This is a genomic window from Leifsonia sp. (assembly GCF_051955155.1).
Taxonomy (GTDB): Bacteria; Actinomycetota; Actinomycetes; order Actinomycetales; family Microbacteriaceae; genus Leifsonia.
On record NZ_JBQCGZ010000077.1, the window covers coordinates 39,787 to 62,709 of the forward strand.

A 22,923-nucleotide genomic window follows, 5' to 3' on the forward strand; every position below is an offset into this window, starting at 1 on the left:
TGCGCACCCACATCCTACGGTCCGGGAAGGCCCGGCGCGGGAATCCGGCGCGAATCAATGAGTTGCTATAAACCATTGTAACGAATATATTGTTCTCGATGAGCCCCAGAGGAGAGGATCAGATGACGGAACGCACGGGTGGCGAGCTTCTCGCCGAGGGACTGATCCAGCAGGGCGTCACGCGCGTCTTCGGGATTCCCGGTGTCCAGCTCGACGACGCGGCGGATGCGCTCTACGCGCGGGCGGACCGCATCGCCTTCACCTGCGCACGCAACGAGCAGGCGACGACCTATATGGCGGACGGCTATGCACGCAGCACCGGAGAGGTGGGCGTCGCGATGGTGGTGCCCGGCCCCGGCGTGCTCAATGCGCTCTCCGGCGTCGCGACCGGATACTCGGCCAACTCTCCGATGCTGCTGATCGCCGGCCAGATCGACTCCCGGGCCATCGGCAAAGGTCTCGGTGCGCTGCACGAGCTGCCCGACCAGACCGGCATCCTGCGCAGCCTGACGAAGTGGACAGGTTCCGCCCGCAGCGCCGACGAGGTGCCCGGCCTGGTGGCGGAGGCGTTCCGGCAGCTCCGCACCGGGCGGCCGCGCCCCGTCGCACTGGAGGTGCCGCCGGATGTGCTGGCCTCGCTGTCCGGCCGGGAGCCGATCGGCCGCGTCGGCGACGCTCCCACCGCGCCGGACGAGCAGCAGATCCGTGAGGCGGCGCGGCTGCTGCGCTCCGCCCGCCGGCCGCTGATCGTCGTCGGAGGCGGCGTCATCGCCTCCGATGCGTCCACGGCGCTGCGCGAGGTGGCGGAGGCCCTGGAGGCGCCCGTGCTGATGACGGAGAACGGCCGCGGGGCCCTCGACGCGCGGCATCGGCTGGCGTTCGATGCCCTCGCGCTGCGCGCGTTCCGATCCGGAGTCGATCTCGTGCTCGCGATCGGGACCCGCTTCGTCACCACGTTCGGCTCCCAGGTCGACACCGCAGGCGCTCCGGTCATCCTCATGAACGCCGAGCCGGCGGATCTCGCCGGCCCCCGAGCCTCCGAGCTCGCGCTGCTGTCCGACGCCCGCCTCGGCCTGGAGGCGCTGGCCGCCGAGCTCGGCACTCTGCAGCGCGAGGACCGGAGCGCGGAGTTCGCCGGCGTCCGGGCGTGGCTCACCGAGCAGTTCGAGGACATCGCGCCGCAGCGCCAGTACCTCGGCGCCATCCGCTCGGCACTCCCGGACGACGGCGTCTTCGTCAGCGAGTTCACCCAGGTGGGATACGCCGCATCGGCCTGCTACCCGGCCTACCAGCCACGCACCTACATCGGTCCCGGCTATCAGGGCACCCTCGGCTACGGCTTCGCGACGGCGCTCGGCGTGAAGGCCGCCGACCCCGGCCGCGCGGTCGTCTCGGTGAACGGGGACGGCGGGTTCGCCTGGACCATGCAGGAGCTGTCCACCATGCGCCGTTACGGGCTCGGCGTCGCCACCATCGTGTTCCACGACGGCTTCTACGGCAATGTGCGCCGGATCCAGAAGAACCGCTACGGCGCCCGCTACTTCTCGAGCGATCTGACCAACCCGGACTACCCAGCGCTGGCGGCCGCATTCGGCATCGCGTCGGTGACGGCGCGCACGCCGGAGCAGCTGGCGGGCGTGCTCGCCGAGGTTGTCCCGAGCGGTGACCCCGTGCTGATCGACGTTCCCGTCGGCGAGTTCCCTTCGCCCTGGCACCTCATCCACGAGGGCGTCCCGCGTCCGGCGCCGCTGCAGGCGGACGCTCACCTCGTGCCAGAGGAGGCGCGGGCATGACGCGGGTCGTCGGCCACTACATCGACGGCGCGTTCCAGACCACCGTGGGACGCGAGCTGATCGAGGTCGACAACCCGGCGGACGGGTCGCTCGTCGGTGCGGTGGTCGCCGGCGACGCGGCCGACGTCGACGCCGCGGTGCGGGCCGCGGTCCGGGCGTTCCCGGGCTGGGCCGCGACGCCGATGGGCGAGCGGATCGCTCTGGTCGAGGGGATCGCCGCCGGGCTGGAGCGCAGGAGGGACGAGCTCGCCGAGACTCTGACGGCCGAGATGGGAGCGCCGATCGGCTTCGCCAGGGCGGCCCAGGTGGGCGTCGCGATCGCCGACCTCGCGCACCTGATCGCGGCGGCACGCGCGCACGTCGACCGCGCCGCGGTGTCGAACTCCCTCGTCGTCTCCGAGCCGGCGGGGGTCGTCGCCGCGATCACTCCGTGGAACTTTCCGCTCCACCAGATCATGCTCAAGCTCGGAGCGGCTCTGCTGGCCGGGTGCGTCGTGGTGCTCAAGCCCAGCGAGGTCGCCCCGTTGAACGCCGCGATCGTCGCGGAGATCCTCGACGAGCTGGACTGCCCGCCCGGTGTGGTGGCAGTCGTCTTCGGCGACGGCGCCGGAGTCGGCGAACCGCTGGTCGCGCATCCGGGCGTCGACATGGTCACGTTCACCGGATCGCGTGCGGTCGGCGAGCGCGTCGCCGTCGCTGCCGGCCGAGGGATCAAGCGCGTCGCGCTGGAACTGGGCGGCAAGTCGGCGGCGATCGTGCTCGACGACGCACCGGTCGCGGAGTCGGTCGCCGGCGTTCTCGGCTCGTGCTTCGCGAACACGGGTCAGACCTGCGCGGCGCTCACGCGCGTGCTGGTGCCCAGGGCGCTGGCGGGGGAGTGGGAGGCGGCGGCGGTGCACGAGGTCGCGCGCTGGGAGCCGGGTGACCCGCGCGAGAGCTCGACGGCCATGGGACCCCTCGCCTCCGAGCTCCAGCGCGAGCGGGTCGTGGCCCACATCGAAGCCGCGATCGCCGACGGTGCGCGTCTCGTCGCCGGCGGTGCAGAGCCGCCGCGACCGGGCGGCGCCTTCGTGCGTCCGACGATCTTCGCCGATGTCGCCCCTGACATGCGCCTCTTCCGCGAGGAGGTGTTCGGGCCCGTCCTCGCGGTCACGGCGTACGACACCCTCGACGAGGCGATCAGTCTCGCCAACGACAGCGACTACGGTCTGTCGGGGGGCGTGTGGTCGGCGGACGAGCGCCGCGCCGTCGACGTCGCCCTGCGGCTTCGAACGGGCACGGTCGGCATCAACGGTGCCGGGCTCGACGTCGGCGCTCCCTTCGGCGGCTACAAGCAGTCCGGGCTGGGGCGAGAAGCGGGCACCGAGGGCTTCCAGGAATTCCTCGAGCTCAAAACGATCATGGGCGCAGCGGGCCTCGCCGCATCCGGTGACGACTCGTGATGCGAACCCAATCGTTACACGACGGAAATCTTGTATCTGAATAATTGATAGTAATCATTAGCTGCAATCGGATGCCCTGCATCCCCCACCGAAAGGACCTTCATGAAACGAAGCACCGTCGCTGTCGTTGTCGTCGGGGCCGCCGCAGCGCTGGCGCTGGCCGGCTGTTCCGGGACCAGCAGCGGGTCGGCCACCACCGACTCGATAACCGTCACGGAGCTGAGCGACCCCGGCAAGCTCAACCCGATCACCAACGCGACTCAGGCGAGCCAGGACCTGGCCGCGTACACCTATGAGTCCCTGCTCTCCTTCCCGACGGGCAAGCCTGCCGTCGGTGCGCTGGCCGAATCGTGGAAGGCGACCACCAACCAGGTCGTCTTCACGCTCAAGAAGGGGATCACCTGCGCATCCGGTGCGCCGCTGACCGCCGGCGACGTCAAGGCGACCTTCGAGTACGCCGCGGACGAGAAGACCGGTTCGCCGTACAAGGGCGTCTATTTCCCGGCGACCGGACTGACCATCACCGCGGACGACAGCGCCGGAACGGTGACCTTCGACAGCGCCGAGGCCCAGAGTTTCCTGGCCGAGACCATCGGCGCTCTGCCGATCGTCTGCGCAGACGGTCTGAAGAACCCGTCCGCGATGGACACCGCCGCCTTCGGCACCGGGCCGTACACCCTGAAGAGCTCGACCGCCGGACAGAAGTACACGTTCGAGCTGCGCACGGACTACACCTGGGGCGCGAACGGCGTCACGTCGAAGGCCGAGGGGCTGCCCAAGACCGTCACCGCGCAAGTCGTCGAGAGCGGCGCGACCGCGGCGAACCTGGTCCAGACCGGCCAGGCCCAGATCGCCACCGTCGGCGGCACCGATCGCGACCGGCTCTCGGCACAGAAGTTCGCCGAGAAGATCGAGGTTCCGCTGCGTCCCGGCATGATCTTCTTCAACCAAGCCACCGGTCGGCCCGGCAACGACCTGGCCGTCCGCCAGGGGATCGCCGAGGCGCTCGATCGCACGGCGATCGGCAAGGTATCCTCGCAGGGCCACGGCTCGCAGATCGTGTCGCTCGTCTCCAACTTCGGGGCGGCGTGCACGACCATGGACAGCTCATCCGCCCTCCCGACGTTCGACCTCACCGCTGCGGCGGCGAAGCTCGACGCCGCCGGCTGGAAGCTGGGCGACGGCGGCTTCCGGTACAAGGACGGCAAGGAACTGACGATGAAGCTGCTCTACCCCGCCAAGGAGGGCCCTGGCGCCACCGCGGCGATCGAGCTCATGCAGACCGAGCTGAAGAAGGTCGGCGTGAACGGCGTCCCTTCGCCGTCCTCGGCATACACCGACGTCATCTTCGGCGGCGGCGACTGGGACATCGTGTGGGCGCCGATCTTCACGAGCCTGCCGAGCGATTGGCAGGGCATCCTCTCCGGCGAGTTCCCCCCGAAGGGCGGCAACTGGACGTACAACACCGACACGACGTACTTCGACCTCGCGAGCGCCGCGCAGAAGCTCGCGGGCGAGGACAGCTGCGATGCGTGGCAGAAGGCTCAGGACCAGCTGTTCGCGAACCTCGAGGTGCTGCCGTTCTACTCGTCCACCCAGACGATGTACGGCGACGGCGTGAAATTCGGTCTCAACAAGACGACGCTCGACCCGCTCACCCTGCGGATCACGAAGTAGCAGATGACTCACGAGTCGACAGTGGTCGTGCCGACGACCGCCGCCGTCGCCCGGCGCCGGCCGCGGCGCGGCGGCGGCCCGTGGCTGTCCTTCCTCGTCCGCCGGGTGCTCCGGATGGCCATCGCGCTGTTCGTGGTGGTCACCGCTGCCTTCGTGGTGCTGCGGGCCGCGGGAGGCGACCCGGTGCGCGCCGCACTCGGTGCGACGGCTCCGCAGTCGGTCGTGGACGAGCGCAGGCATCAGCTGGGCCTCGACCAGCCGCTCATCGTGCAGTTCGTGAACTACGTGGGCGGCCTGCTGCACGGTGACCTCGGGTCGTCGCTGATCACGGGCCGGTCGGTCTCGGAACTGGTCGCCGATCGGCTGCCGGCGACCATCGCGCTGGCCGGCGTGACGTTCCTCTTCGTCCTCCTGGTGGCCGTCCCGGTCGGGCTCTTCGTCGCGATCTGGACTCAGGGCAACCGCCGCAAGGGCGCCGAGGTCGCGTTCACCGGGGTCTCCGGGTTCTTCGCGGCGATCCCCGAGTACCTGCTCGCGGTGGTGCTGGTGATCGTGTTCGCGATCACCCTCCGGGCCTTCCCGGTGGCGGGGATGTCCGGGCCGGAGTCCTTCGTGCTGCCCGTGCTGGCCCTCGGCATCGGGGCGTCCGCCTCGCTCGCCAGGATCGCCCGGGTGGAAGCGCTCGGCGTGCTGGGCGACGACTACATCCGCACCGCGCACTCCAAGCGATTGCCGTCCGCGCTCGTCTACTTCCGGCACGCGCTGCCCAACATGCTCACGGCGACGTTGACCCTCGGCGGATCCCTGCTGGCCACCATGGTCGCCAGCAGCGTGCTCGTCGAGCAGGTGTTCAACTGGCCGGGGATGGGCAGTGCGTTCGTGCAGGCCATCACCACCAAGGACTACGGGATCGTGCAGGGCCTGGCGATCGTCTACGCGGCCGTGATCCTCCTCGTCAACCTGCTGGTCGATATCGTGCTCTCGGTGCTCGACCGCCGAACGACCCTCCTGGAGACAGCATGAGCACCCGCCGTCGCGCTCCCTGGTTCCTGACGTCCCCGATGGCGCTGGTCTCGTCCACCGTCATCGTCGTCCTCGTCCTGCTCGCCGTCTTCGCGCCGATCCTGTGGGGGGCGGCCGCGGCCTCCGCGGACCCGAACGCGATCCTGCAGGGCCCGTCCGCTGCGCACCCGCTCGGCACCGACCCGCTCGGACGGGACCTGCTGCTGCGCACGCTCGTGGCGACCCGTACCTCCCTCGGGATGGCGTTGCTGGCCACGCTGCTCGGCGCCGCCGCCGGCCTCCTGCTGGGAGCGCTGCCCGCCGTGCTCGGACCGCGCGCCCAGCGCGCGTTCGGTGCCGTGATCAACACGTGGCTCGCGTTCCCGGTCCTGCTGCTCGCAATGCTGACGGTGATCCTCCTCGGCGCCGGGTCGACCACGGCCGTGATCGCCCTCGCGCTCACCATGACGCCCTCGTTCGCGCGCCTGGCGCAGACCCTGTCCTCCCGCGTCGGCGGGTCGGAGTACCTGGCGGCGGCGCGCATGCTCGGTGTCTCCCGTGGCCGCCAGTTCAGCCGGTACGTTCTGCCGAACATCGCCGAGCCCGTGATCGTCAACGTGACCATCTCGGTCGGCGGCGGTCTGCTCGCGCTCTCCAGCCTCAGCTTCCTCGGCGTCGGCATCCAGCCGCCGGACTACGACTGGGGCCGCATGCTCAGCGAGGGCTTCGCGCAGGTCTACAGCAGCCCGACCGCCATCGTCGGCCCGGGGGTCATGGTCGTCGTGGCCGGCATCGCGTTCGGGATGCTCGGCGAGTCGTTCGCGTCGCACATGCGCAACCGGGGAAGGGGTCGCGCGCTCAGCGCCAAGAAGCTCGGGCCTGCGCCCGTTGCGACAGCCCCGGCGTTCGAGCGCCCCGCCGCGGGCGAGCCGCTGCTGGAGGTCGAGGGCCTCGCCGTCTCGTTCCCTGGCCCCGACGGCTGGATCCGGCCGGTGCAGGACGTCTCGTTCAGCATCGGCGCCGGTGAGATCGTCGGCGTCGTCGGCGAGTCGGGCAGCGGCAAGAGCGTCACGATGATGTCAGTTGCGCAACTCGCGCCCGCCGGCGCCGCCGTGACCGCGCGGCGGCTGCGGTTCGCGGGCGAGGACCTCACCGGGCGCAGCGCGCGCGAGACCGGTAAGGCCCTCGGCACCAAGGTCGGCGTGGTCTTCCAGGACTCGCTGACGGCGCTGAACCCGGCGCTCCGCGTCGGCGCGCAGCTCGCCGAGGTGCCGCGCGTGCACGAGCGCGCCTCACGGCCTGAGGCGCACCGGCGCGCCGTGCGCGCGCTCGCCGACGTGAGCATCCCGGATGCGGAGCGTCGGGCGAAGCAGTTCCCGCACGAGTTCTCCGGCGGGATGCGGCAGCGGGCGCTCATCGCCATGTCGCAGATCGGATCGCCGTCGCTGATCATCGCCGACGAGCCGACGACTGCCCTGGACGTCACGGTGCAACAGCGGGTGCTCGCCCTGCTGCGCCGGGAGGTGGAGAAGACCGGAGCAGCCGCGATCGTCGTCTCGCACGACATCGCCGTGCTCGCCGAGCTCTGCCAGCGCATCCTCGTGATGTACGCCGGCCGGATCGTGGAGGATGTGGATGTCGCGCTGCTCGCGCAGCCGGAACGGCTCGCGCACCCCTACACGCGGGCGCTGGCCGCATCCCTGCCCGACCTCGACACCGATCGTGAGCGCCCGCTTGCGACGATTCCCGGCGAGCCGCCGGACCTGAGCAGGCCGATCACGGGCTGCGCCTTCGCCGCGCGCTGCGCGTTCGCGACCGACCGCTGCCGCGAAGAGGCGCCCCCGCTGCGTCCGCGGGAGGACGGTGGCGCCGTCGCCTGCTGGCACCCCCAGCACGGCGGCGGACTGCGCGAGACGGTCGAGACGACGAAGGCGGTGGCCTGATGGCGGAGCTGGTCATCGAGGACCTGGTTGTCACCTTCGGGACGGGCAGGACGGCGTTCAACGCGGTCGACCGGGTGTCGCTCACGGTGCCGCGCGGTTCCGTCGTCGGGCTCGTCGGCGAGTCCGGTTCCGGCAAGTCGACGCTCGCACGCGTCGTCGCGGGAATGCAGACGGCGAGCGGCGGGACGGTGATGCTGGGCGGTCAGGACCTGCTGGCCACACGCGGCCGCGATCGGCGCAAGCGCGCGACCGACGTGCAGATGATCTTCCAGGACCCGTTCTCGTCGCTGAACCCGCGCATGACTGTCGGCGAGACGCTCGATGAGGCGCTGGCGACGCACGGCAGCGCGTCTGCGAAGTCGCGCGCGGCCTCCGTCCGCGAGCTGCTGGAGCTGGTGCGGCTGAAGTCGGGCGTCGTCGACCAGTATCCGGCGCACATGTCAGGCGGGATGCGTCAGCGCGTCGCGATCGCACGCTGTCTCGCCGTGCGCCCGCGGCTGATCGTGGCGGACGAGATCACCTCGGCGCTGGACGCCTCCGTGCAGGGCGCCGTCCTCAACCTGCTGCGCGACCTGCAGCGCGAGCTGGAGCTGTCCGTGCTCTTCATCACCCACAACCTCGCCGTCGTGCGGTACATCGCCGATCGCACGGCCGTGATGCGACGCGGCGCCGTTGTGGAGGAGGGGGAGTCCGACACGATCGTCCGGGAACCCCGCCATCCGTACACCCAGGAGCTGGTGGCGGCCATCCCGCGCATCGAGAACGCGGGCACCGACCGCCTCCTTCGCACGATCGGAGCCTGATGCCCGCCCACGACGAAACGCTGCGGCAGGACGCCGACGCCCTGCTGCCGGAGCTGGTAGCGCTCCGGCGCGCCGTGCACGCCGACCCGGAGCTCGGGCTGCGTCTGCCGCGCACACAGCGCCGGGTGCTCGACGCGCTGGCGGACGCTGGTCTGGAGCTGCGCCTCGGCGACGGGCTCGACTCCGTGACCGCGGTGCTGCACGGCGCCCGGCCCGGCCCCACCGTGCTGCTGCGCGGCGACATGGACGCGCTTCCGATGCGCGAGGACACCGGCCTCGACTACCGGGCGACGGGCGAGACGATGCACGCCTGCGGGCACGACCTCCACCTCGCAGGGCTCGTGGGCGCCGCCCGGATCCTCGCGGCGCGGCGCGATCGGATCGCCGGCGACGTGGTGTTCATGTTCCAGCCGGGGGAGGAGACGGGCGACGGCGCCGTGCGGATGATCGAGGAGGGTGTGCTGGAGGTCACCGGTTCGCGGCCGATCGCCGCGTACGGCATCCACGTCGTCCCTGGCGCCTACGGCGTGTTCTCCACCAGACCGGGGCCGCTGATGGCGGGTGCCGCGGAACTGGAGGTCACGGTGCACGGGCGCGGCGGGCACGCATCCGCTCCGCACCTCGCACGCGACCCGGTGCCGGTGCTCGCCGAGCTCGTGACCGCGCTGAACGCCTTCGTCACCCGCCGCTTCGACGTCTTCGACCCGGTGGTGGTCACGGTCACGCAGCTGCGGGCCGGCGAGCAGGCGCGGAATGTGATCGGCGACCGCGCGAGCCTCGGTGCGTCCATCCGGATGCTGTCCGCGGCGAGTCTCGACCGATTGACGGCCGAGCTGCCCGACCTGATCGACGGGATCGCCCGCGCTCACGGCTGCCGCGCGGAGACCCGGTTCGACGTGCTGTGCGCGCCGACGGTGAACGACCCCGAGCGCGCCGCGGGCGCGCTCGCCACGCTCGCGGAGCTCTTCGGCGACGACCGTGTCCTGCTCTCGCCTGCGCCGGTGATGGGCTCGGAGGACTTCAGCTCCGTGCTGCAGGAGGTGCCGGGGACGTTCGTGTTCCTGCGGGCGACGCCGAGGCACCTCGATCCGGAAACCGTCGCGCCGAACCACTCGTCAGGAGTGCTCTTCGACGACGCGATCCTCGCCGACCAGGCGGCCGCGCTCGCGGCCATGGCCCTTGCGCACGTCGCCGTGCGGGAGCGCTGATGGCGCCGCGGCAGGAGCGGCGCACCCTCACCGCCGGTGGGCAGACCATCGCGTTCACCGCGCTCGCGGAGCGGTTCCCGCTGACGGGGGACGACGACACCGAACTCGGCGACGCCTGGACGTTCTCCTACCTGCGGGACGAGTGCGGGCCGGCGCGTCCCGTGCTGTTCCTCTTCAACGGCGGTCCCGGCTGCTCGTCGGCCTGGCTGCACGTCAGCGGCCTCGGGCCGTGGGCGGCCGCCGTGCCAGGAGACCTCACGGCAGCGCCGACCGCGGCAGGGGCGCTCGAGGCGAGCACCGACAGCATCCTCGACGTGGCCGACCTGGTCTTCGTCGATCCGGTCGGAACCGGGTTCGCACGGCAGGCTCCCGGCGCCGCCGAGCGCGTGACCGGCGCCGACCGCGACGCCGCGCTCACCGCGCAGCTCGTGCTCGCCTGGATTCTGCGGCACCGCAGGTCCGCGGCCCCCGTCTACCTGCTGGGCGAGAGCTACGGGACGATTCGCGCGGCGCTGACGGCGACGGCGCTCGTCGCTGCGGGCGCCCCGGCACCCGCAGGGGTGGCGATGCTGGGCCAGTGCCTCAACGCGCAGGAGACGACGCAACGCCCGGGCAACGCGGCCGGCTTCGTCGCCGCGCTCCCGTTCCTGGCGGCGACGGCGTGGTTCCACGGCCGCGGGGCGCACGGCGCCGACCCACTCGAGACCGTCGCGGCACGAGCGCACGCGTTCGCCGTCGGCGAGTACGCCGCCGCACTCGGCACCGAGGCCTGGTCGCCCGAGCTGGTGGAGCGGCTCGCCGGCTTCACCGGGCTGAGCGCCGACGACCTCCGCGCCCGGCGGCTCCGGGTGGACAAGGAGGATTTCCGGCGCGCGCTGCTCGCCGACCGCGGCCTCGCCGTCGGTCTCACGGACTCCCGCTACACCGTGCGGGCGCCGCGGCCCGCCGTCGCCGAGCCCGAGGTGGACGCGGCGTCGGTCCGCATCGACCCGGTGGTCTTCGCGGCCACCAGGGAGCTGCTGAGCGATGTGTTCGGGATCGAGGACGTGCGTCCGTACCGCTTCTCCGTTGCGGCGCACGAGGGCTGGGACTACCTCGAGGCCACCGCCGTCGGCCGGTTCGGCGGCAGCGCGCTGCCGTCGCCGTTCGCCGTGTTCGACTACCCGGCGCATCTGTCCGCCCTGCTGCGGGCCAACCCGGACGCGCGGCTGTTCTTCGGCACAGGGCACTTCGACGCGCTTACCACGGTCGGGTCCCTGGAGCACCTGCTCGCCCAGTACGGCTTGCCGCGGGAGCGGATCGTGGACCGGCGCTATCCCGCCGGGCACATGATGTACACGGACCGGCCGAGCCGGGCCGCGCTCGCCGGCGACCTTCGGACATTCCTGAGCGCATGAGGACGGGGCCCCACCGAGCGGTGAGGCCCCGTCGATCCGACGTCACACCCCGGGCAGCGGCACGGGGGAGTGGTCGGTCGCCTGCCGGTAGAAGTCCACGAGGTCGCGCTTCATCGTCGTGATCACCTGCTCGTCGACGAAGGTCATGTGACCCGACTCGTACCACCGGAAGTCCACGTTGGCGCGCAGCCGGTCCGCCAGGTACAGCTTGGCGATGTCCACCTCGGCTCCGAAGAACGGGGTCGCGAGGTCGTAGACGCCGCCCAGCACCGCCACGCGCAGGTTCGGGTTGCGGCGCATCGCGGCGGACAGGTCGAGGCTCACGTCCGGCACCGGGGTCGGGGCGTCGATGCCGGGTGCCTTGTGCTTCCAGTCCCAGGCCTGCGAGATCACCATGTTGTACAGGTGCCGGTAGTGCAGGTCCGTGCGGTAGCCGAGTTCGCCGCCGAGCAGCTCCAGGAACGCCGACAGGTGGGCGCTGTTCACGCCTGCCGTCGCCGCGTCGTCGGTCGCCGGGTCGTGCGAGCCGGTGCCGACGACGTACTGGTGATCGGCGGTGAACCGGGTGTCGAACCGGCCGACGACGACACCGGCGTCCTCCATGATGGCGTAGCGGAACGGCTCCATCCCGATCCGGAAGTGCCGGGAGAGCACCAGGTCCACGTCGAGGCCCGTGAAGGCGCTGAAGCGCTCGGCGACCCGGCGTTCCTCGTCGGCGTCGATGCGGTCGCCCTGCTGCAGCGCGTGCGCGTACTCGCCCTGGGCGAAGGTCCTGGCCTGGCGCAGGAGGTCGTCGAGGTCGTCCGCCTCGACGCGGGAGCGGCCGTGGTAGCGGGCCGTCGCCGCGAACGACGGGAGCAGGTTGATGTGCTCCTGATCCAGCCCCAGGTTGTTCTCCGCCCAGTTCAGCATGGTCGAGAGCAGCACGACGCCGTTGAAGTCGAGTCCCTGGTTCTGCAGGCGGTGCACGAGGGCGGACGCCCGGGTGGTGCCGTAGGACTCGCCGAACAGGAACCGCGGTGCGTTCCAGTTGTTCGTGAGTGTGAGGTACCGAGTGATCGCCCTGGCGAAGCAGTCGACGTCCTGGTCGACGCCCCAGGTCTCGGCCGGCGTCGTCGTCCCGATCAGCCGGGAGTACCCGGTGCCCGGCGCGTCCAGGAAGACCAGATCGCTCTCGGTCAGCAGCGTGTGCGGGTTGTCGCCGACCGTGTACGGCGCCGGCGGCGTCGCCCGCGGCGTCGCCGTCGGCGTGCGCTTCGGGCCGAAGGCGCCGATGTTGAGCCAGAGGCTCGCGGACCCGGGGCCGCCGTTGAACAGGAACGTGACCGGTCGTCGCGGCTCGCCCTCCTCGCGGTCGGCGGTGTAGGCGAGGTAGAACATGCTCGCGCGCGCTGAGCCGTCGTCGTTGCGCACCAGCACGGTTCCGGCGGTCGCCGTATAGTCGAGGCGACCGTCGGCCGTCACGAGGGTGTGCCGGGTGGCGACCCGCGTCTCCGCGTCAGCAGCGGTGCTCTCGTCGGGTTCTGTCATTCCACGCTCCATTCCGTGTAGACGATTATTTCGGACGGCGGCGGCGACCGCCGTCTGATGCTCAGCGGGCGGCGGTCAGCTCGGCATCAGCGCCGAGGCGCGCGCAGACGGCGAGGATGCGGTCGTTCGCCGCCGGCTCGCCGATCGTGATCCGGATGCCGTCGCCGTCGAACGGCCGCACCAGCAGCCCGTGGTTCTCGAACGCGCCGGCTGCCGCCGCCGTCGCGTCGCCGAGCGGCAGCCAGAGGAAGTTGCCGCCCGACTCCGCGACCTCGACGCCGAGTCGTCCGAGGCCGGCCGCGATGCGGTCCCGCTCGGCCACGAGCGCTTCCACGCGCTCCGTCAGCTCGTCCTCGGCGCGCAGGGAGGCCACGGCGGCGGCCTGGGCGAGGGAGGTGACGCCGAACGGGATGGCCACCTTGCGCATCGCGGTGGCCACCGGCGCGGGGGCGAGCGCGTACCCGATGCGCAGCCCGGCGAGCCCGTACGCCTTGGAGAAGGTGTGGGCGACGACGACGTTGTCGTGCGTGCGCATCGTCTCGATGCCGACGGCGGTGTCCGTGCGCCGGTTGAAGTGGACGTAGGCCTCGTCGACGAGCACGACGATGTCGGACGGGACGCGCGCCAGGAAGTCGTCGAGCCGGTCCTGCGAGACGGTGGTGCCCGTCGGGTTGTTCGGGTTGCACACGATCACGAGCCGGGTACGGTCGGTGATCGCGGCGAGCATGGCGTCGAAGTCGTGTTCGTGGTCGGGGGTGAGCGGCACCATGACCGGCTTCGCGCCCGCGGCGAGCACCAGCATCGGGTACGCCTCGAACGACCGCCACGCGAAGACCACCTCGTCGCCCTCGCCGGCGGTCGCCCGGATGAGCTGCGAGAGCACCTCGACCGACCCGCTGCCGAACACGAGGTTCGCCGGATGGACCCCGAAGCGCTCGCAGACCACGCTCGTGAGTGTCGCGGCGGCGGTCTCCGGATAGCGGTTGATCGCGGAGAGCTGGTCGGCCAGGGCGCGCGCGACGGACGGCAGAGGCGGGTACGGGTTCTCGTTGGAGGAGAGCTTGTAGACCGGGGGATCGTGCGGCGTGCCGGGGCCGGTGGCCTTGCCGGGCTTGTAGTCGGGGATCGCCGAGAGGTCGCGCATCCGGAGACGGGTCATCGCTGTTCCTTTCCTGAAACGAACGGAGAGACGGGATGCGTTTGACACTGCCAGGCCGCAGCCCTAAAGTCCATAAATGATTATAACCATCTTTGCGAATTAGCCGATTCGCGAGGTGACGAGGAACAGTGCCGTCCGAAGGGTGACCGATCATGAACTCCGCGACCAGCGAACGACTCACCCTGCGTGTGGACGAGCTGCGCCGCGAAGCGGACGGGGTGCTGTCGCTGCGCCTGGCCGACCCGAGCGGGCGGCCGCTCCCCGCCTGGACTCCGGGCGAGCACGTCGACGTGCGGTTCGCGAACGGCGTCGAGCGCCAGTACTCGCTGTGCTCGGGCCCGGCCGACGGCGAGGCCTGGCGCATCGCCGTGCTGCGCGAGCACTCCAGCCGAGGCGGGTCGCGCTACGTGCACGAGACGCTCCGGCCAGGAGACCTCGTCACCGTCTCCCATCCGCTCGACACCTTCGGCTACGAGCAGGGCGCCGACTACGTCTTCGTCGCCGGCGGCATCGGCATCACGGCGCTGCTGCCGATGGTGCGCGCAGCGGAGGCCGGGGGCGCCGCCTGGCGGCTGCTCTACCTCGGCCGCTCGCGCGAGCGCATGGCGTTCCTGACCGACGCGCTGCTGCGCGACGAGCGGACGCGGGTCTTCGACGCCGCCGCCGGCGGCCGTGCCGACCTCGCGGGGGAGCTGCGCAGCCTCCCCTCCGGCGTCCGCGTCTACGCCTGCGGCCCCGCGCGGATGCTCGACGCGCTCGAGGAGCTCGCCCTGGACTGGCCGCCGGGGACGCTGCGGGTCGAGCGGTTCGCCGCCAAACCCCTTGCCGAGCCGCTCTCGAACGACGTCTTCGAGGTGGAGGCGGCGCGCTCCGGGATGACGGTGGAGGTCGAGCCGGGGTGCAGCATCCTGGCCGCGCTCGAGCGCGCGGGCATCCCCGTCCCGAACTCGTGCCTGGAGGGGATCTGCGGCACGTGCGAGACGGCCATCGTCGACGGCGTCGCCGATCACCGCGACTCCATCCTCAGCCCGGCGGAGCGCGAGGAGAACGAGACCATGATGGTCTGCGTCTCGCGCGCCGTCTCCCCGCGACTCGTGCTCGACGTCTGAGCACCGACAGCCCACAGAAGAAAGGGAGACCTCATGGACACAGGGACCGCATACGGACTGCGACTCGGAGCGCCGCTGAACGACCTCGCCCAGGTCGGGCCGGGCACGCCGTACGGCGAGGTGCTGCGCAGCTACTGGCAGCCGGTCGCGAAGGTGGAGGACGCGACGACACGGCCGCTGCGGCTCCGCGTGCTCGGCGAGGATCTCATCCTGTTCAGGACGCGCAAGGGGAAGGCCGGCCTGCTGCACCCGCGCTGCGTTCACCGCGGCGCCTCCCTCTACTACGGCGGTGTGGAGGACGACGGCATCCGCTGCTGCTATCACGGCTGGGTCTTCGACACCGAGGGGCAGTGCCTGGAGCAGCCGTGCGAGCCGGATCTGGGGCTGCACCGCGACAGGGTCCGGCAGCCCTGGTACCCCGTCCAGGAGCAGTACGGCCTGATCTGGGCATACTTGGGCGACCCGGCCAAGAAGCCGCTGCTGCCCCGGTACGACACCCTCGAGGACCTCGCGCCAGACGAGCATCTGATCGTCAACGACGCCGGAGTGGGCGGCGGCGGTCCCGCACTTCTCGACTTCAACTGGCTGCAGCACTGGGAGAACGTGATGGACCCGTTCCACGTGCCGATCCTGCACGCCAGGTTCAGCGGCTTCCAGTTCACCCCCGAGATGGCGCTGCTCCCCGAGGTGACGTACGAGTACACGGACCGCGGGGTCAGGTCCATCCAGCTGCGCGACCTCGGCGATGGCCGGACCCTGCGCCGGGTGACCGAGGTGATGTTCCCCAACATCCGCGTGGTCCCGAGCCCGAAGCTCTCCAGCGGCCAGACCAACATGCTCGGCTGGGTCGTGCCGGTGGACGACGTGAACTTCAAGATCTTCACGCTCGCCAGGGACACGGATCCGGAATTCCTCGACAAGCTCCGCTCGACCCACGAGGGCCGGCCGTGGCGCGAGCTCGATGAGGCCGACCACCAGCGGATGCCGGGGGACTACGAGGCGCAGAAGAGCCAGGGCGACATCTCGCTGCACTCGGAGGACCACCTGACGACCACCGATCAGGGCGTCGCCATGGTCAGGAGGATGATGGCGAAGCAGATCAAGCTCGTCGCCCAGGGCGGCACGCCGCCGGGCGTCGCGTTCGACGAGGCGGACCGGCTGGTGCACATCGAGGGCGGCAACTACTTCGAGGGCGACGCGCTCACCGAGGAGCTCGCCGCAGCGGTCGACGACTGATGGCCGGCTACCGTGCGCGCCGCCCCTCGGGAGAGCGTCCCGTGCTCGCGCTCGGCATCAGCGACGTCATCGTCCTGGAGGCGGAGCCGCGGGTCCCGGTGCGCACGCACCACGTCTCGGCGTGGGGCAAGTGGGTGCGCGACGTCGCCATCCCGGTCGACGCCCCGGCACGGATCGCCGCGCTCGCGGAGCGCTTCGACATCGTCTGGGCGAGCGAGTGGGGTCACAACGCGCACACCGCGTTCCGCCCGGCTCTCGGCCTTCCCGCGGAGCCGTGGCCGTTCCTGCCCGTCCAGTTCGACAAGCTCGGCGCCATTCGCCGCTACGTCGCCGGGCTGCCGTGGGCCTGGGTGGACGGTCCGGTCGCCGACCTGGCGGAGGCCCCGGACGGCGAGGCCTCCGGCGGGGTGATCGTGCGCGTCGATCCGGGCGTCGGGATCGTCGGTGTCGACGCCGACGACCTGGCTGCTCGGGTGGGAGCGGCACGATGAGCGCGCTCGCTCTGGTGGGCGGGCGGATCGTCACCGGGCTCGGCGAGATCGTGCATGGCGGCACGCTGCTGGTCGAGGACGGCCGCATCGCCGCCATCGGCGCGGAGATCGCGCTGCCGAGGACCGCCGAGGTCGTCGATGTCGCAGGGCGCTGGGTGCTGCCGGGTTTCGTGGACCCGCACACCCACGTCGGCGTCCATGAGGAGGCGAACGGCTGGGCCGGCGCCGACGGGAGCGAGCTCTCCGGCCCGAACATGGCCGGCGTGCGCGCGCTGGACGCGGTGACGATCGACGACCTCGGCTTCGAGGACGCCGTCGCGGGCGGGGTCACGACGGTCGTGGTGAAGCCGGGATCCGGAAACCCGATCGGCGGCGTCAGCGCGGCCGTGAAGACGTGGGGAGGCGCCACCGTCGACGAGCAGGTCGTCGTCGCCGAGCTCGGGCTGAAATCGGCGCTCGGCGAGAACCCGAAGCAGGTCTACGGCGACAGGAAGCAGCTGCCGAGCACCCGGATGGGCGTCGCCCTCGTCATCCGGCAGGCGCTGCTGGACGCCCGCGCGTACGCGGCGGACCGTCCCGCGCGCACCGACCTCGCCTGCGAGGCGCTCGCCGCGGTGCTGGCGGGCGATCTGCTGTGGGATCAGCACGCCCACCGGCACGACGACATCGCGACGGCGATGCGACTGGCGGAGGAGTTCGGTCTGCGGCTGGTGGTGAACCACGGGACGGAGGCGCACCGGCTGGCGCCGCAGCTGGCGGAACGCGGCATCCCGGTGATCTTCGGGCCGGTGCTGACGACGCGCTCCAAGGTGGAGCTGCGCAACGCCCGTGCCGAGAACGTCGTGGCGCTGAAGCGTGCCGGCGTGCGCGTGGCGCTCACGACCGATCATCCGGTGTTCCCGATCGGCCAGCTCCGGCTGCAGGCGGCGGAGGCCGTACGCGCCGGGCTCGCCTGGGAGGACGCGATCGCCGCGATCACCGCGGACGCTGCGCGCATCGTCGGGCTGCAGGATCGGCTCGGCGCCTTGGCGCCCGGTCTCGACGCGGACGTGGTGGTGTGGACGGGAGACCCGCTCGAGGTCGCGTCGCGTGCCGAGCGCGTCTACATCCAGGGCGCAGAGGTGTGCCGTTGGGAGGGCGGGCGTGCCGTGCTCGCCGCGCGCTGGCCGGGCGAGTGAGCCGGCCAGTCCGGGAAGAGGAGAAGGTGTGGTGGCGATCGAGACGATCGAGGGGATCGACGACGAGGCCAGGAGGCTGCTGCCTGGCCTCGTTGACCTGCGCAGGCGGCTGCACGAGCGGCCGGAGCCCGGGCTGTTCCTGCCCGGGACGCAGGCGGCGATCGTCGCCGCACTCGACGGGCTCGGCCTGGAGGTGGAGCTCGGCGAGGGCTGCACCTCGGTCGTCGCGGTGCTCCGCGGCGCGCGGCCGGGCCCGTCCGTGCTCCTGCGGGCCGACATGGACGCGCTCGCGCTGACCGAGGAGACCGGGCTGCCGTACGCCTCGCGCACCGGTGCGATGCACGCCTGCGGTCACGACCTGCACGTCGCGGCGCTCGTCGGAGCTGCGCGGCTGCTGTCCGCGCGGCGCGACAGCGTCGCCGGCTCCGTGGTGTTCATGTTCCAGCCGGGCGAGGAGGCCGGCGGAGGCGCTCCGGTCATGATCGCGGAGGGGGTGCTGTCCGCTGCGGGCACGCGGGTGGAGGCCGCGTACGGCATCCACGTCATGCCCGGGAAGCGCGGCGTCTTCGCGACACGGCCCGGCCCGCTCATGGCCGGCGCCAACGTGCTCCGGGCCACCGTCCACGGTCGCGGCGGACACGGCTCGCGACCCCACCAGGCCGTCGACCCGGTGCCGGTGCTCGCCGAGGTCGTGCTGGCGCTGCAGTCGTACGTGACGCGCCGGTTCGACGTCGTCGATCCGGTCGTTCTCACCGTCACCGAGCTCTCGGCGGGGGATGTGCTCAACGTCATCCCGGAGAGCGCCGCACTCGCAGCGACCGTCCGGACGCTCTCCGACGGATCCGTGCACCGCCTGACCGCCGACCTGCCGCGGCTGGTCCAGGGGATCGCTGCCGCGCACGGCTGCACCGCCGAGGTGGAGTTCGAGCCGGTCTACCCGGTGACCGTCAACGACGCGTCCGCCGCCGAGCGGGCCCTGTCGGTGCTGTCGTCGGTCTTCGGCGCCGGCCGCGTCGTGCGCGCGGCGGAGCCGATGATGGCCTCGGAGGACTTCTCGTTCGTGCTGCGCGAGGTGCCTGGCGCGTTCGTGTTCCTCGGCAGCACCCCGCCCGGCACCGACCCGGAGCGGGCGGAGATGAACCACTCCCCGCGTGCGGTGTTCGACGACGCGGTCCTGGGCGACCAGGCTGCCGCGCTCGCCGCCCTCGCGCTCGCGCACGTCGGCGGGTAGGGCCGGTCCCTTCCGGGTGCCCGGCTCGGCGTCGGCTAGTCGACGTCTGGTCTCGCGAGCCACCGCTCGCCGGAGACCTGGGCGAGAAGCTGAGAGCTCGCCGTGTCCATGCTTCGCGCGAGTTTGATGATCAGGCGCTCCAGGGTGGCGAGATCGTCGGCCGACCATTCGTCGGCGATCGACGAGAACATGTCTTCCCCGGCTCGGACGACGCGCTGCGCGATCTCACGGCCAGAGTCGGTCAGGGCGATGATGAGCGACCGGTCGTCGTCGGGATCGGGTGCTCGCATGATCAGCCCGGCAGCTTCCATGCGCGAGACGATGCGCGAGATGTAGGACCTGCTCACATCGATCGCGTCCGCCATGTCGGTCGGCCGGGCGGCTCCGCGGTAGATCAGTTGGTTGAAGAGCAGGAAGGCCGGCGTGTCGTCCGCGAGGGGGAATCCGCTCTGGTCGATGAGCAGCCTGCGGAGTGTCGTCGAGTTCCCTGCCGCGACGATCGCGTTGAGGGCGGATGCGATGCCGGGGGCTTCATCGGAGACGACGGGGCGACGATCGCGATCGAGGAGATGCGGCATCGCTCGGACGCTCTGCGGGCGGGGCATACGCACAGTCCTTTCTCTGCATCGTCAGCGTACCGGCCCGCGCGATGGGCAACAAGTATTTGACAGAGGTCAATACTTGCCCTAGATTTCGAGCCAGCCCCCACCACGCGCCATCGCCGATGTGGGGATCCCGACTCAAAGGAGAGCGACATGACGTTTCCCGAAGGCGCCGCTGTCGACGCGGTGCTGACCACAGACACCGGGGCGGCTCCCCCTGACGCCTCGGTGGCGAAACCGGCGAGTCGCGCACTGTCGCCCTGGCTGACCGTCCAGGCCATCGTGACGTTCGCCGCCTTCGCCGGGGTGCAATCGGTGCTCATCCCCAATCAGATGACGCTGCTCGATCCCGCCGGCAAGGTGGCAGGGTTCGCGGCGGCGACCTCGACCTTCGCCGTCGTCACGGTGATCGTGCAGCCCGTGGTCGGGGCTTTCTCCGACCGGACGAGGTCTCGTTTCGGTCGCCGCGCGATCTGGATGATGCTCGGGGCGGCGCTGGGCGCGTTCGCGATGGCCGCTCTGAGCCTGTCCAACTCCGTCCCGGTCATCGTGTTCTTCGCCGGTGTGCTGAGCCTGGGGACGATGCAGGGGAAGGGCGGGCGTCCTCGCCCCAGGTCGGGGTCGAGGGGCTGGAGGAGCTCGTGAACCGGTTCCGCACTGCCGGCCTCGATGTGAAGACGCGCGTCGAGGGAGATATCGGCCGCGTCACCGGGATGCCGGGACTGGTCGCATACCGCGTCATCCAGGAAGGGCTCACCAACGCGCACAAGCACGGCGCCGAACACCGCGCCCACATCCTCATCGACGTCGGCGCCTCCGAGGTGGCGATAGGGGTGACGAACCCGATGCGTGCCGAGGCCCCAGGCGCGGACGGCGCGGAGGGTCCTGGCCTGGGACTGATCGGACTGCGGGAGCGTGTGGCATCGGTACGGGGGTCGGTCGACGCTGGTCCGTCCCCAGCGGGGTGGAAGCTCACGGCCCGGCTGCCGCTCGGGCCGGAGGAGAGGGCACGATGACGACGGTTGTGATCGCAGACGACCAGGCGCTGATCCGGAAGGCCGTGGCCGACATCCTTGCGGCCAGCCTCGATGTCACCGTGGTCGGCCAGGCTTCGACCGGAGCAGATGCGGTCGGATTGGCGAGGAGCCTGAGGCCCGACGTGGTCGTCATGGACATCCGGATGCCGGTGCTCGACGGGATTCAGGCGACGGAGGAGATCTGCGCCGATCCGGCTCTGGTGGACACCAGGGTTCTCATCCTGACCACGTTCGAGGAGGACGAGTACGTGGTCGCCGGTTTGCGAGCAGGGGCGAGCGGATTCGTGGGGAAGGGCGCGGAGCCCGAGGAGATCGTGCGCGCGATCCGGGCGGTGCACGCGGGCGAAGCGTTGCTGTCACCGGTCGCGACCCGCGCGCTCATCGACCGCTTCGTGGCGGGACCGGCGCGAGAGCAGCCCGGGCGGACGGCCGAGCTGGCGCTGCTCACCCAGCGCGAACGCGAAGTCCTCCTGATGGTCGCCAGGGGCGCCTCCAATCAGGACATCGCGAGAGACCTGTACATCTCACCGCACACCGCCAAGACGCACGTGAACCGGATCATGACCAAAGTGCAGGCCCACGATCGTGCACAGCTGGTCATCCTCGCGTACGAGTCCGGCCTCCTCGCCCCGGGGGAGTGAGTCCGCGCTCGCTGCGAGCCTGTTCTGAGCTGGATCGGCGAGAGCCGCGGCAAACCGCCGGTACTCGTCGTGACGGCCCCGTCGAGCGCATCGCGGACCAGTCGTACCAGTAGTGGCGAGATTCACTTCCCGCGTCGCGATTGGTATGTTGGCTGCTGTGAAGACGCCGACGATCACCACCAGGGTGTCCCGCGACCTCGGGACGGCCATCAATCGCGGGATCTATCAGCCGGGGACCAAGCTGCCGGGGGAGCGGCTCCTGGCCGAGAGCCTGCATGTGAGCCGCAGCACCGTGCGGATGGCGCTCGAGGATCTGGAGAGGCAGGGCCGCGTCGCCCGGTCCCCGCAGCGCGGCTGGTTCGTGCCGAGCCCCACGGTGGGGGAGCCGCCGAGCACGCTCGAGTCGTTCACCGAGATGGCCAGGCAGCGCGGGCACACGCCGACGGCGCAGGTGCTGGAGAAGACGGTCAGGTCCGCGACGCTCGACGAGGCGAACCGGCTCGGGGTGGCGCCGGGGGAGGACGTGCTCGAGCTCGTGCGGCTGCGCGGGATGAACTCGACGCCGATCTGCGTCGATCGCAACGTTCTGCCCCTCACGCTCGCGCACGCGCTGCTCGATGTCGACCTCACCGACGCCTCCCTGTACGAGAGCCTGCAGACGCAGTGCGGTGTGTCGATCTACCGCAGCGCATACAGCGTGCAGGCGGAAGGGGCGACGAGCGAGCACGCGGCGCTGCTCAGGGTCGCCCAGGGCAGCCCGGTGCTCGTGGGGCGCGAGATCGCGTACGACCGACCGGGGTCGCCCGTCCTGCTCGGCCTCAACACCTACCGCGGCGACGCCTACCGGTTCCACGCGGACCTGTACCGCGCCGACTAGCGACACGAGGCGATGTCGCGCGCAGACGGACACGGCTGAGGGCCCCCGCCCCGTGGGTGCGGAGGCCCTCAGCCGCTGAACCGCATCAGTGCAGGGCGGGCAGGATGTCCTGCTGCAGCTCCAGCAGCTCGTCCATCATGGCGACGGCGCGGTTGTGGTTGTCGACGACGGGATCGAGCAGGATCGCCTGCAGCAGCTTAGCTTTCGACTGCTCGGCGTACGCCTCGACGAGCAGCTTGTGGATGCTGCCCTGCAAGCGCACCATCGCGAACACCGCCTCCGGAAGCGGCTCGACAGGGACGGGCGCCAGGCGGCCGTCCACGACGGTCGCCGCGACCTCGACCACCATGTCGTCCGGCAGCCCGGGGCTGGCGCCGGCGTTTGGCAGGTTGACGGCGGGGAGGTCGAGCTCGACACCGCAGGCGACCCACTCGATGATCGGGATCGCGAGTTCCTCGGAGGAGGCGAGAGGACGGTCGGCCAGCGCGTCCTGGAGCGACTTCTGGGCGTGCTTCGCCGGCCGGTACGGACGTTCGGTGTCGGCGAAGCGGATCTCGTAGTACCACT

At 71.2% G+C, this 22,923-nt stretch carries 20 protein-coding genes and 1 pseudogene; 17 read left to right on the plus strand and 4 right to left on the minus strand.

The genetic code is table 11. From position 1 onward, the window contains the following. The first annotated feature begins 122 nt into the window (after positions 1–122). The 8 genes from ACTHMF_RS07660 (at position 123) to ACTHMF_RS07695 (ending at position 11,265) form a co-directional block, all read left to right on the plus strand. Positions 123–1,793, plus strand: a complete 1,671-nt coding sequence (locus ACTHMF_RS07660) for a thiamine pyrophosphate-dependent enzyme (protein ID WP_440316948.1) — start codon at positions 123–125, stop codon at positions 1,791–1,793. Beyond that, positions 1,790–3,235 carry an aldehyde dehydrogenase family protein gene (locus ACTHMF_RS07665; RefSeq protein ID WP_440316949.1) on the plus strand — a complete coding sequence of 482 codons (1,446 nt, stop codon included), beginning with the start codon at positions 1,790–1,792 and terminating at the stop codon, positions 3,233–3,235. The genes ACTHMF_RS07660 and ACTHMF_RS07665 overlap by 4 nt, the downstream gene beginning before the upstream one ends. Positions 3,236–3,337: 102 nt before the next feature. Beyond that, complete coding sequence (locus ACTHMF_RS07670) at positions 3,338–4,912, plus strand: ABC transporter substrate-binding protein (protein ID WP_440316950.1); 1,575 nt, start codon at positions 3,338–3,340, stop codon at positions 4,910–4,912. A gap of 3 nt (positions 4,913–4,915) precedes the next feature. After that, positions 4,916–5,935 carry an ABC transporter permease gene (locus ACTHMF_RS07675; RefSeq protein WP_440316951.1) on the plus strand — a complete coding sequence of 340 codons (1,020 nt, stop codon included), beginning with the start codon at positions 4,916–4,918 and terminating at the stop codon, positions 5,933–5,935. Further along, the gene (locus ACTHMF_RS07680) at positions 5,932–7,857 is read left to right on the plus strand and encodes a dipeptide/oligopeptide/nickel ABC transporter permease/ATP-binding protein (RefSeq protein ID WP_440316952.1); all 1,926 of its coding nucleotides are present in this window, start codon (positions 5,932–5,934) and stop codon (positions 7,855–7,857) included. The genes ACTHMF_RS07675 and ACTHMF_RS07680 overlap by 4 nt, the downstream gene beginning before the upstream one ends. Next, positions 7,857–8,660, plus strand: coding sequence for an ABC transporter ATP-binding protein (locus ACTHMF_RS07685; RefSeq protein ID WP_440316954.1), 804 nt, complete (start codon positions 7,857–7,859; stop codon positions 8,658–8,660). The genes ACTHMF_RS07680 and ACTHMF_RS07685 overlap by 1 nt, the downstream gene beginning before the upstream one ends. After that, entirely contained in the window at positions 8,660–9,868 is a 1,209-nt protein-coding gene (locus ACTHMF_RS07690) for a M20 metallopeptidase family protein (RefSeq protein ID WP_440316955.1), read from the plus strand. The genes ACTHMF_RS07685 and ACTHMF_RS07690 overlap by 1 nt, the downstream gene beginning before the upstream one ends. Next, a complete protein-coding gene (locus ACTHMF_RS07695) occupies positions 9,868–11,265 on the plus strand; it encodes a S10 family serine carboxypeptidase-like protein (protein ID WP_440316956.1) in 1,398 nt (465 codons plus the stop codon). Before ACTHMF_RS07690 ends, ACTHMF_RS07695 begins: the two co-directional genes overlap by 1 nt. A 42-nt stretch (positions 11,266–11,307) precedes the next feature. On the opposite strand, the gene ACTHMF_RS07700 is transcribed toward ACTHMF_RS07695, so the two are convergent. Both ACTHMF_RS07700 and hisC read right to left on the minus strand, forming a co-directional pair. Beyond that, complete coding sequence (locus ACTHMF_RS07700) at positions 11,308–12,795, minus strand: S10 family peptidase (RefSeq protein ID WP_440316957.1); 1,488 nt, start codon at positions 12,793–12,795, stop codon at positions 11,308–11,310. Between the two features lie 61 nt (positions 12,796–12,856). Next, the gene (gene hisC / locus ACTHMF_RS07705; protein WP_440316958.1) at positions 12,857–13,954 is read right to left on the minus strand and encodes a histidinol-phosphate transaminase; all 1,098 of its coding nucleotides are present in this window, start codon (positions 13,952–13,954) and stop codon (positions 12,857–12,859) included. Positions 13,955–14,106: 152 nt separating this feature from the next. Between hisC and ACTHMF_RS07710 the strand changes: the two genes are divergently transcribed. The 5 genes from ACTHMF_RS07710 to ACTHMF_RS07730 are packed head-to-tail and all read left to right on the plus strand — an operon-like array spanning position 14,107 to position 19,199. Then, positions 14,107–15,063: a PDR/VanB family oxidoreductase gene (locus ACTHMF_RS07710; RefSeq protein ID WP_440316959.1), complete on the plus strand. Its 957-nt coding sequence runs from the start codon at positions 14,107–14,109 to the stop codon at positions 15,061–15,063. 33 nt (positions 15,064–15,096) lie between these two features. Next, positions 15,097–16,299 carry a Rieske 2Fe-2S domain-containing protein gene (locus tag ACTHMF_RS07715; protein WP_440316960.1) on the plus strand — a complete coding sequence of 401 codons (1,203 nt, stop codon included), beginning with the start codon at positions 15,097–15,099 and terminating at the stop codon, positions 16,297–16,299. Next, positions 16,299–16,790: a hypothetical protein gene (locus tag ACTHMF_RS07720; RefSeq protein ID WP_440316961.1), complete on the plus strand. Its 492-nt coding sequence runs from the start codon at positions 16,299–16,301 to the stop codon at positions 16,788–16,790. The genes ACTHMF_RS07715 and ACTHMF_RS07720 overlap by 1 nt, the downstream gene beginning before the upstream one ends. Then, positions 16,787–17,968 (plus strand): amidohydrolase family protein, encoded by a 1,182-nt coding sequence (locus ACTHMF_RS07725; protein ID WP_440316962.1) that lies wholly within the window; start codon positions 16,787–16,789, stop codon positions 17,966–17,968. The genes ACTHMF_RS07720 and ACTHMF_RS07725 overlap by 4 nt, the downstream gene beginning before the upstream one ends. Before the next feature lie 31 nt (positions 17,969–17,999). After that, on the plus strand, positions 18,000–19,199 hold the full coding sequence (locus ACTHMF_RS07730) for a M20 metallopeptidase family protein (protein WP_440316964.1): 1,200 nt from the start codon (positions 18,000–18,002) through the stop codon (positions 19,197–19,199). A gap of 35 nt (positions 19,200–19,234) precedes the next feature. On the opposite strand, the gene ACTHMF_RS07735 is transcribed toward ACTHMF_RS07730, so the two are convergent. Further along, a complete protein-coding gene (locus ACTHMF_RS07735; RefSeq protein WP_440316965.1) occupies positions 19,235–19,804 on the minus strand; it encodes a MarR family winged helix-turn-helix transcriptional regulator in 570 nt (189 codons plus the stop codon). A 150-nt stretch (positions 19,805–19,954) separates the two neighbouring features. Between ACTHMF_RS07735 and ACTHMF_RS07740 the strand changes: the two genes are divergently transcribed. The 4 genes from ACTHMF_RS07740 to ACTHMF_RS07755 all read left to right on the plus strand — a co-directional run bounded on the left by ACTHMF_RS07740 (position 19,955) and on the right by ACTHMF_RS07755 (position 22,356). Beyond that, positions 19,955–20,446, plus strand: a complete 492-nt coding sequence (locus ACTHMF_RS07740) for an MFS transporter (RefSeq protein WP_440316966.1) — start codon at positions 19,955–19,957, stop codon at positions 20,444–20,446. After that, on the plus strand, positions 20,443–20,817 hold the full coding sequence (locus ACTHMF_RS07745; RefSeq protein WP_440316967.1) for a sensor histidine kinase: 375 nt from the start codon (positions 20,443–20,445) through the stop codon (positions 20,815–20,817). Before ACTHMF_RS07740 ends, ACTHMF_RS07745 begins: the two co-directional genes overlap by 4 nt. Beyond that, positions 20,814–21,479, plus strand: a complete 666-nt coding sequence (locus ACTHMF_RS07750) for a response regulator transcription factor (protein ID WP_440316968.1) — start codon at positions 20,814–20,816, stop codon at positions 21,477–21,479. Before ACTHMF_RS07745 ends, ACTHMF_RS07750 begins: the two co-directional genes overlap by 4 nt. A 157-nt stretch (positions 21,480–21,636) precedes the next feature. Next, positions 21,637–22,356, plus strand: coding sequence for a GntR family transcriptional regulator (locus tag ACTHMF_RS07755; protein WP_440316969.1), 720 nt, complete (start codon positions 21,637–21,639; stop codon positions 22,354–22,356). Positions 22,357–22,441: 85 nt separating this feature from the next. Here ACTHMF_RS07755 and ACTHMF_RS07760 read toward each other — a convergent pair. After that, a pseudogene (locus ACTHMF_RS07760) lies at positions 22,442–22,923 on the minus strand (hypothetical protein); the annotation flags it as partial.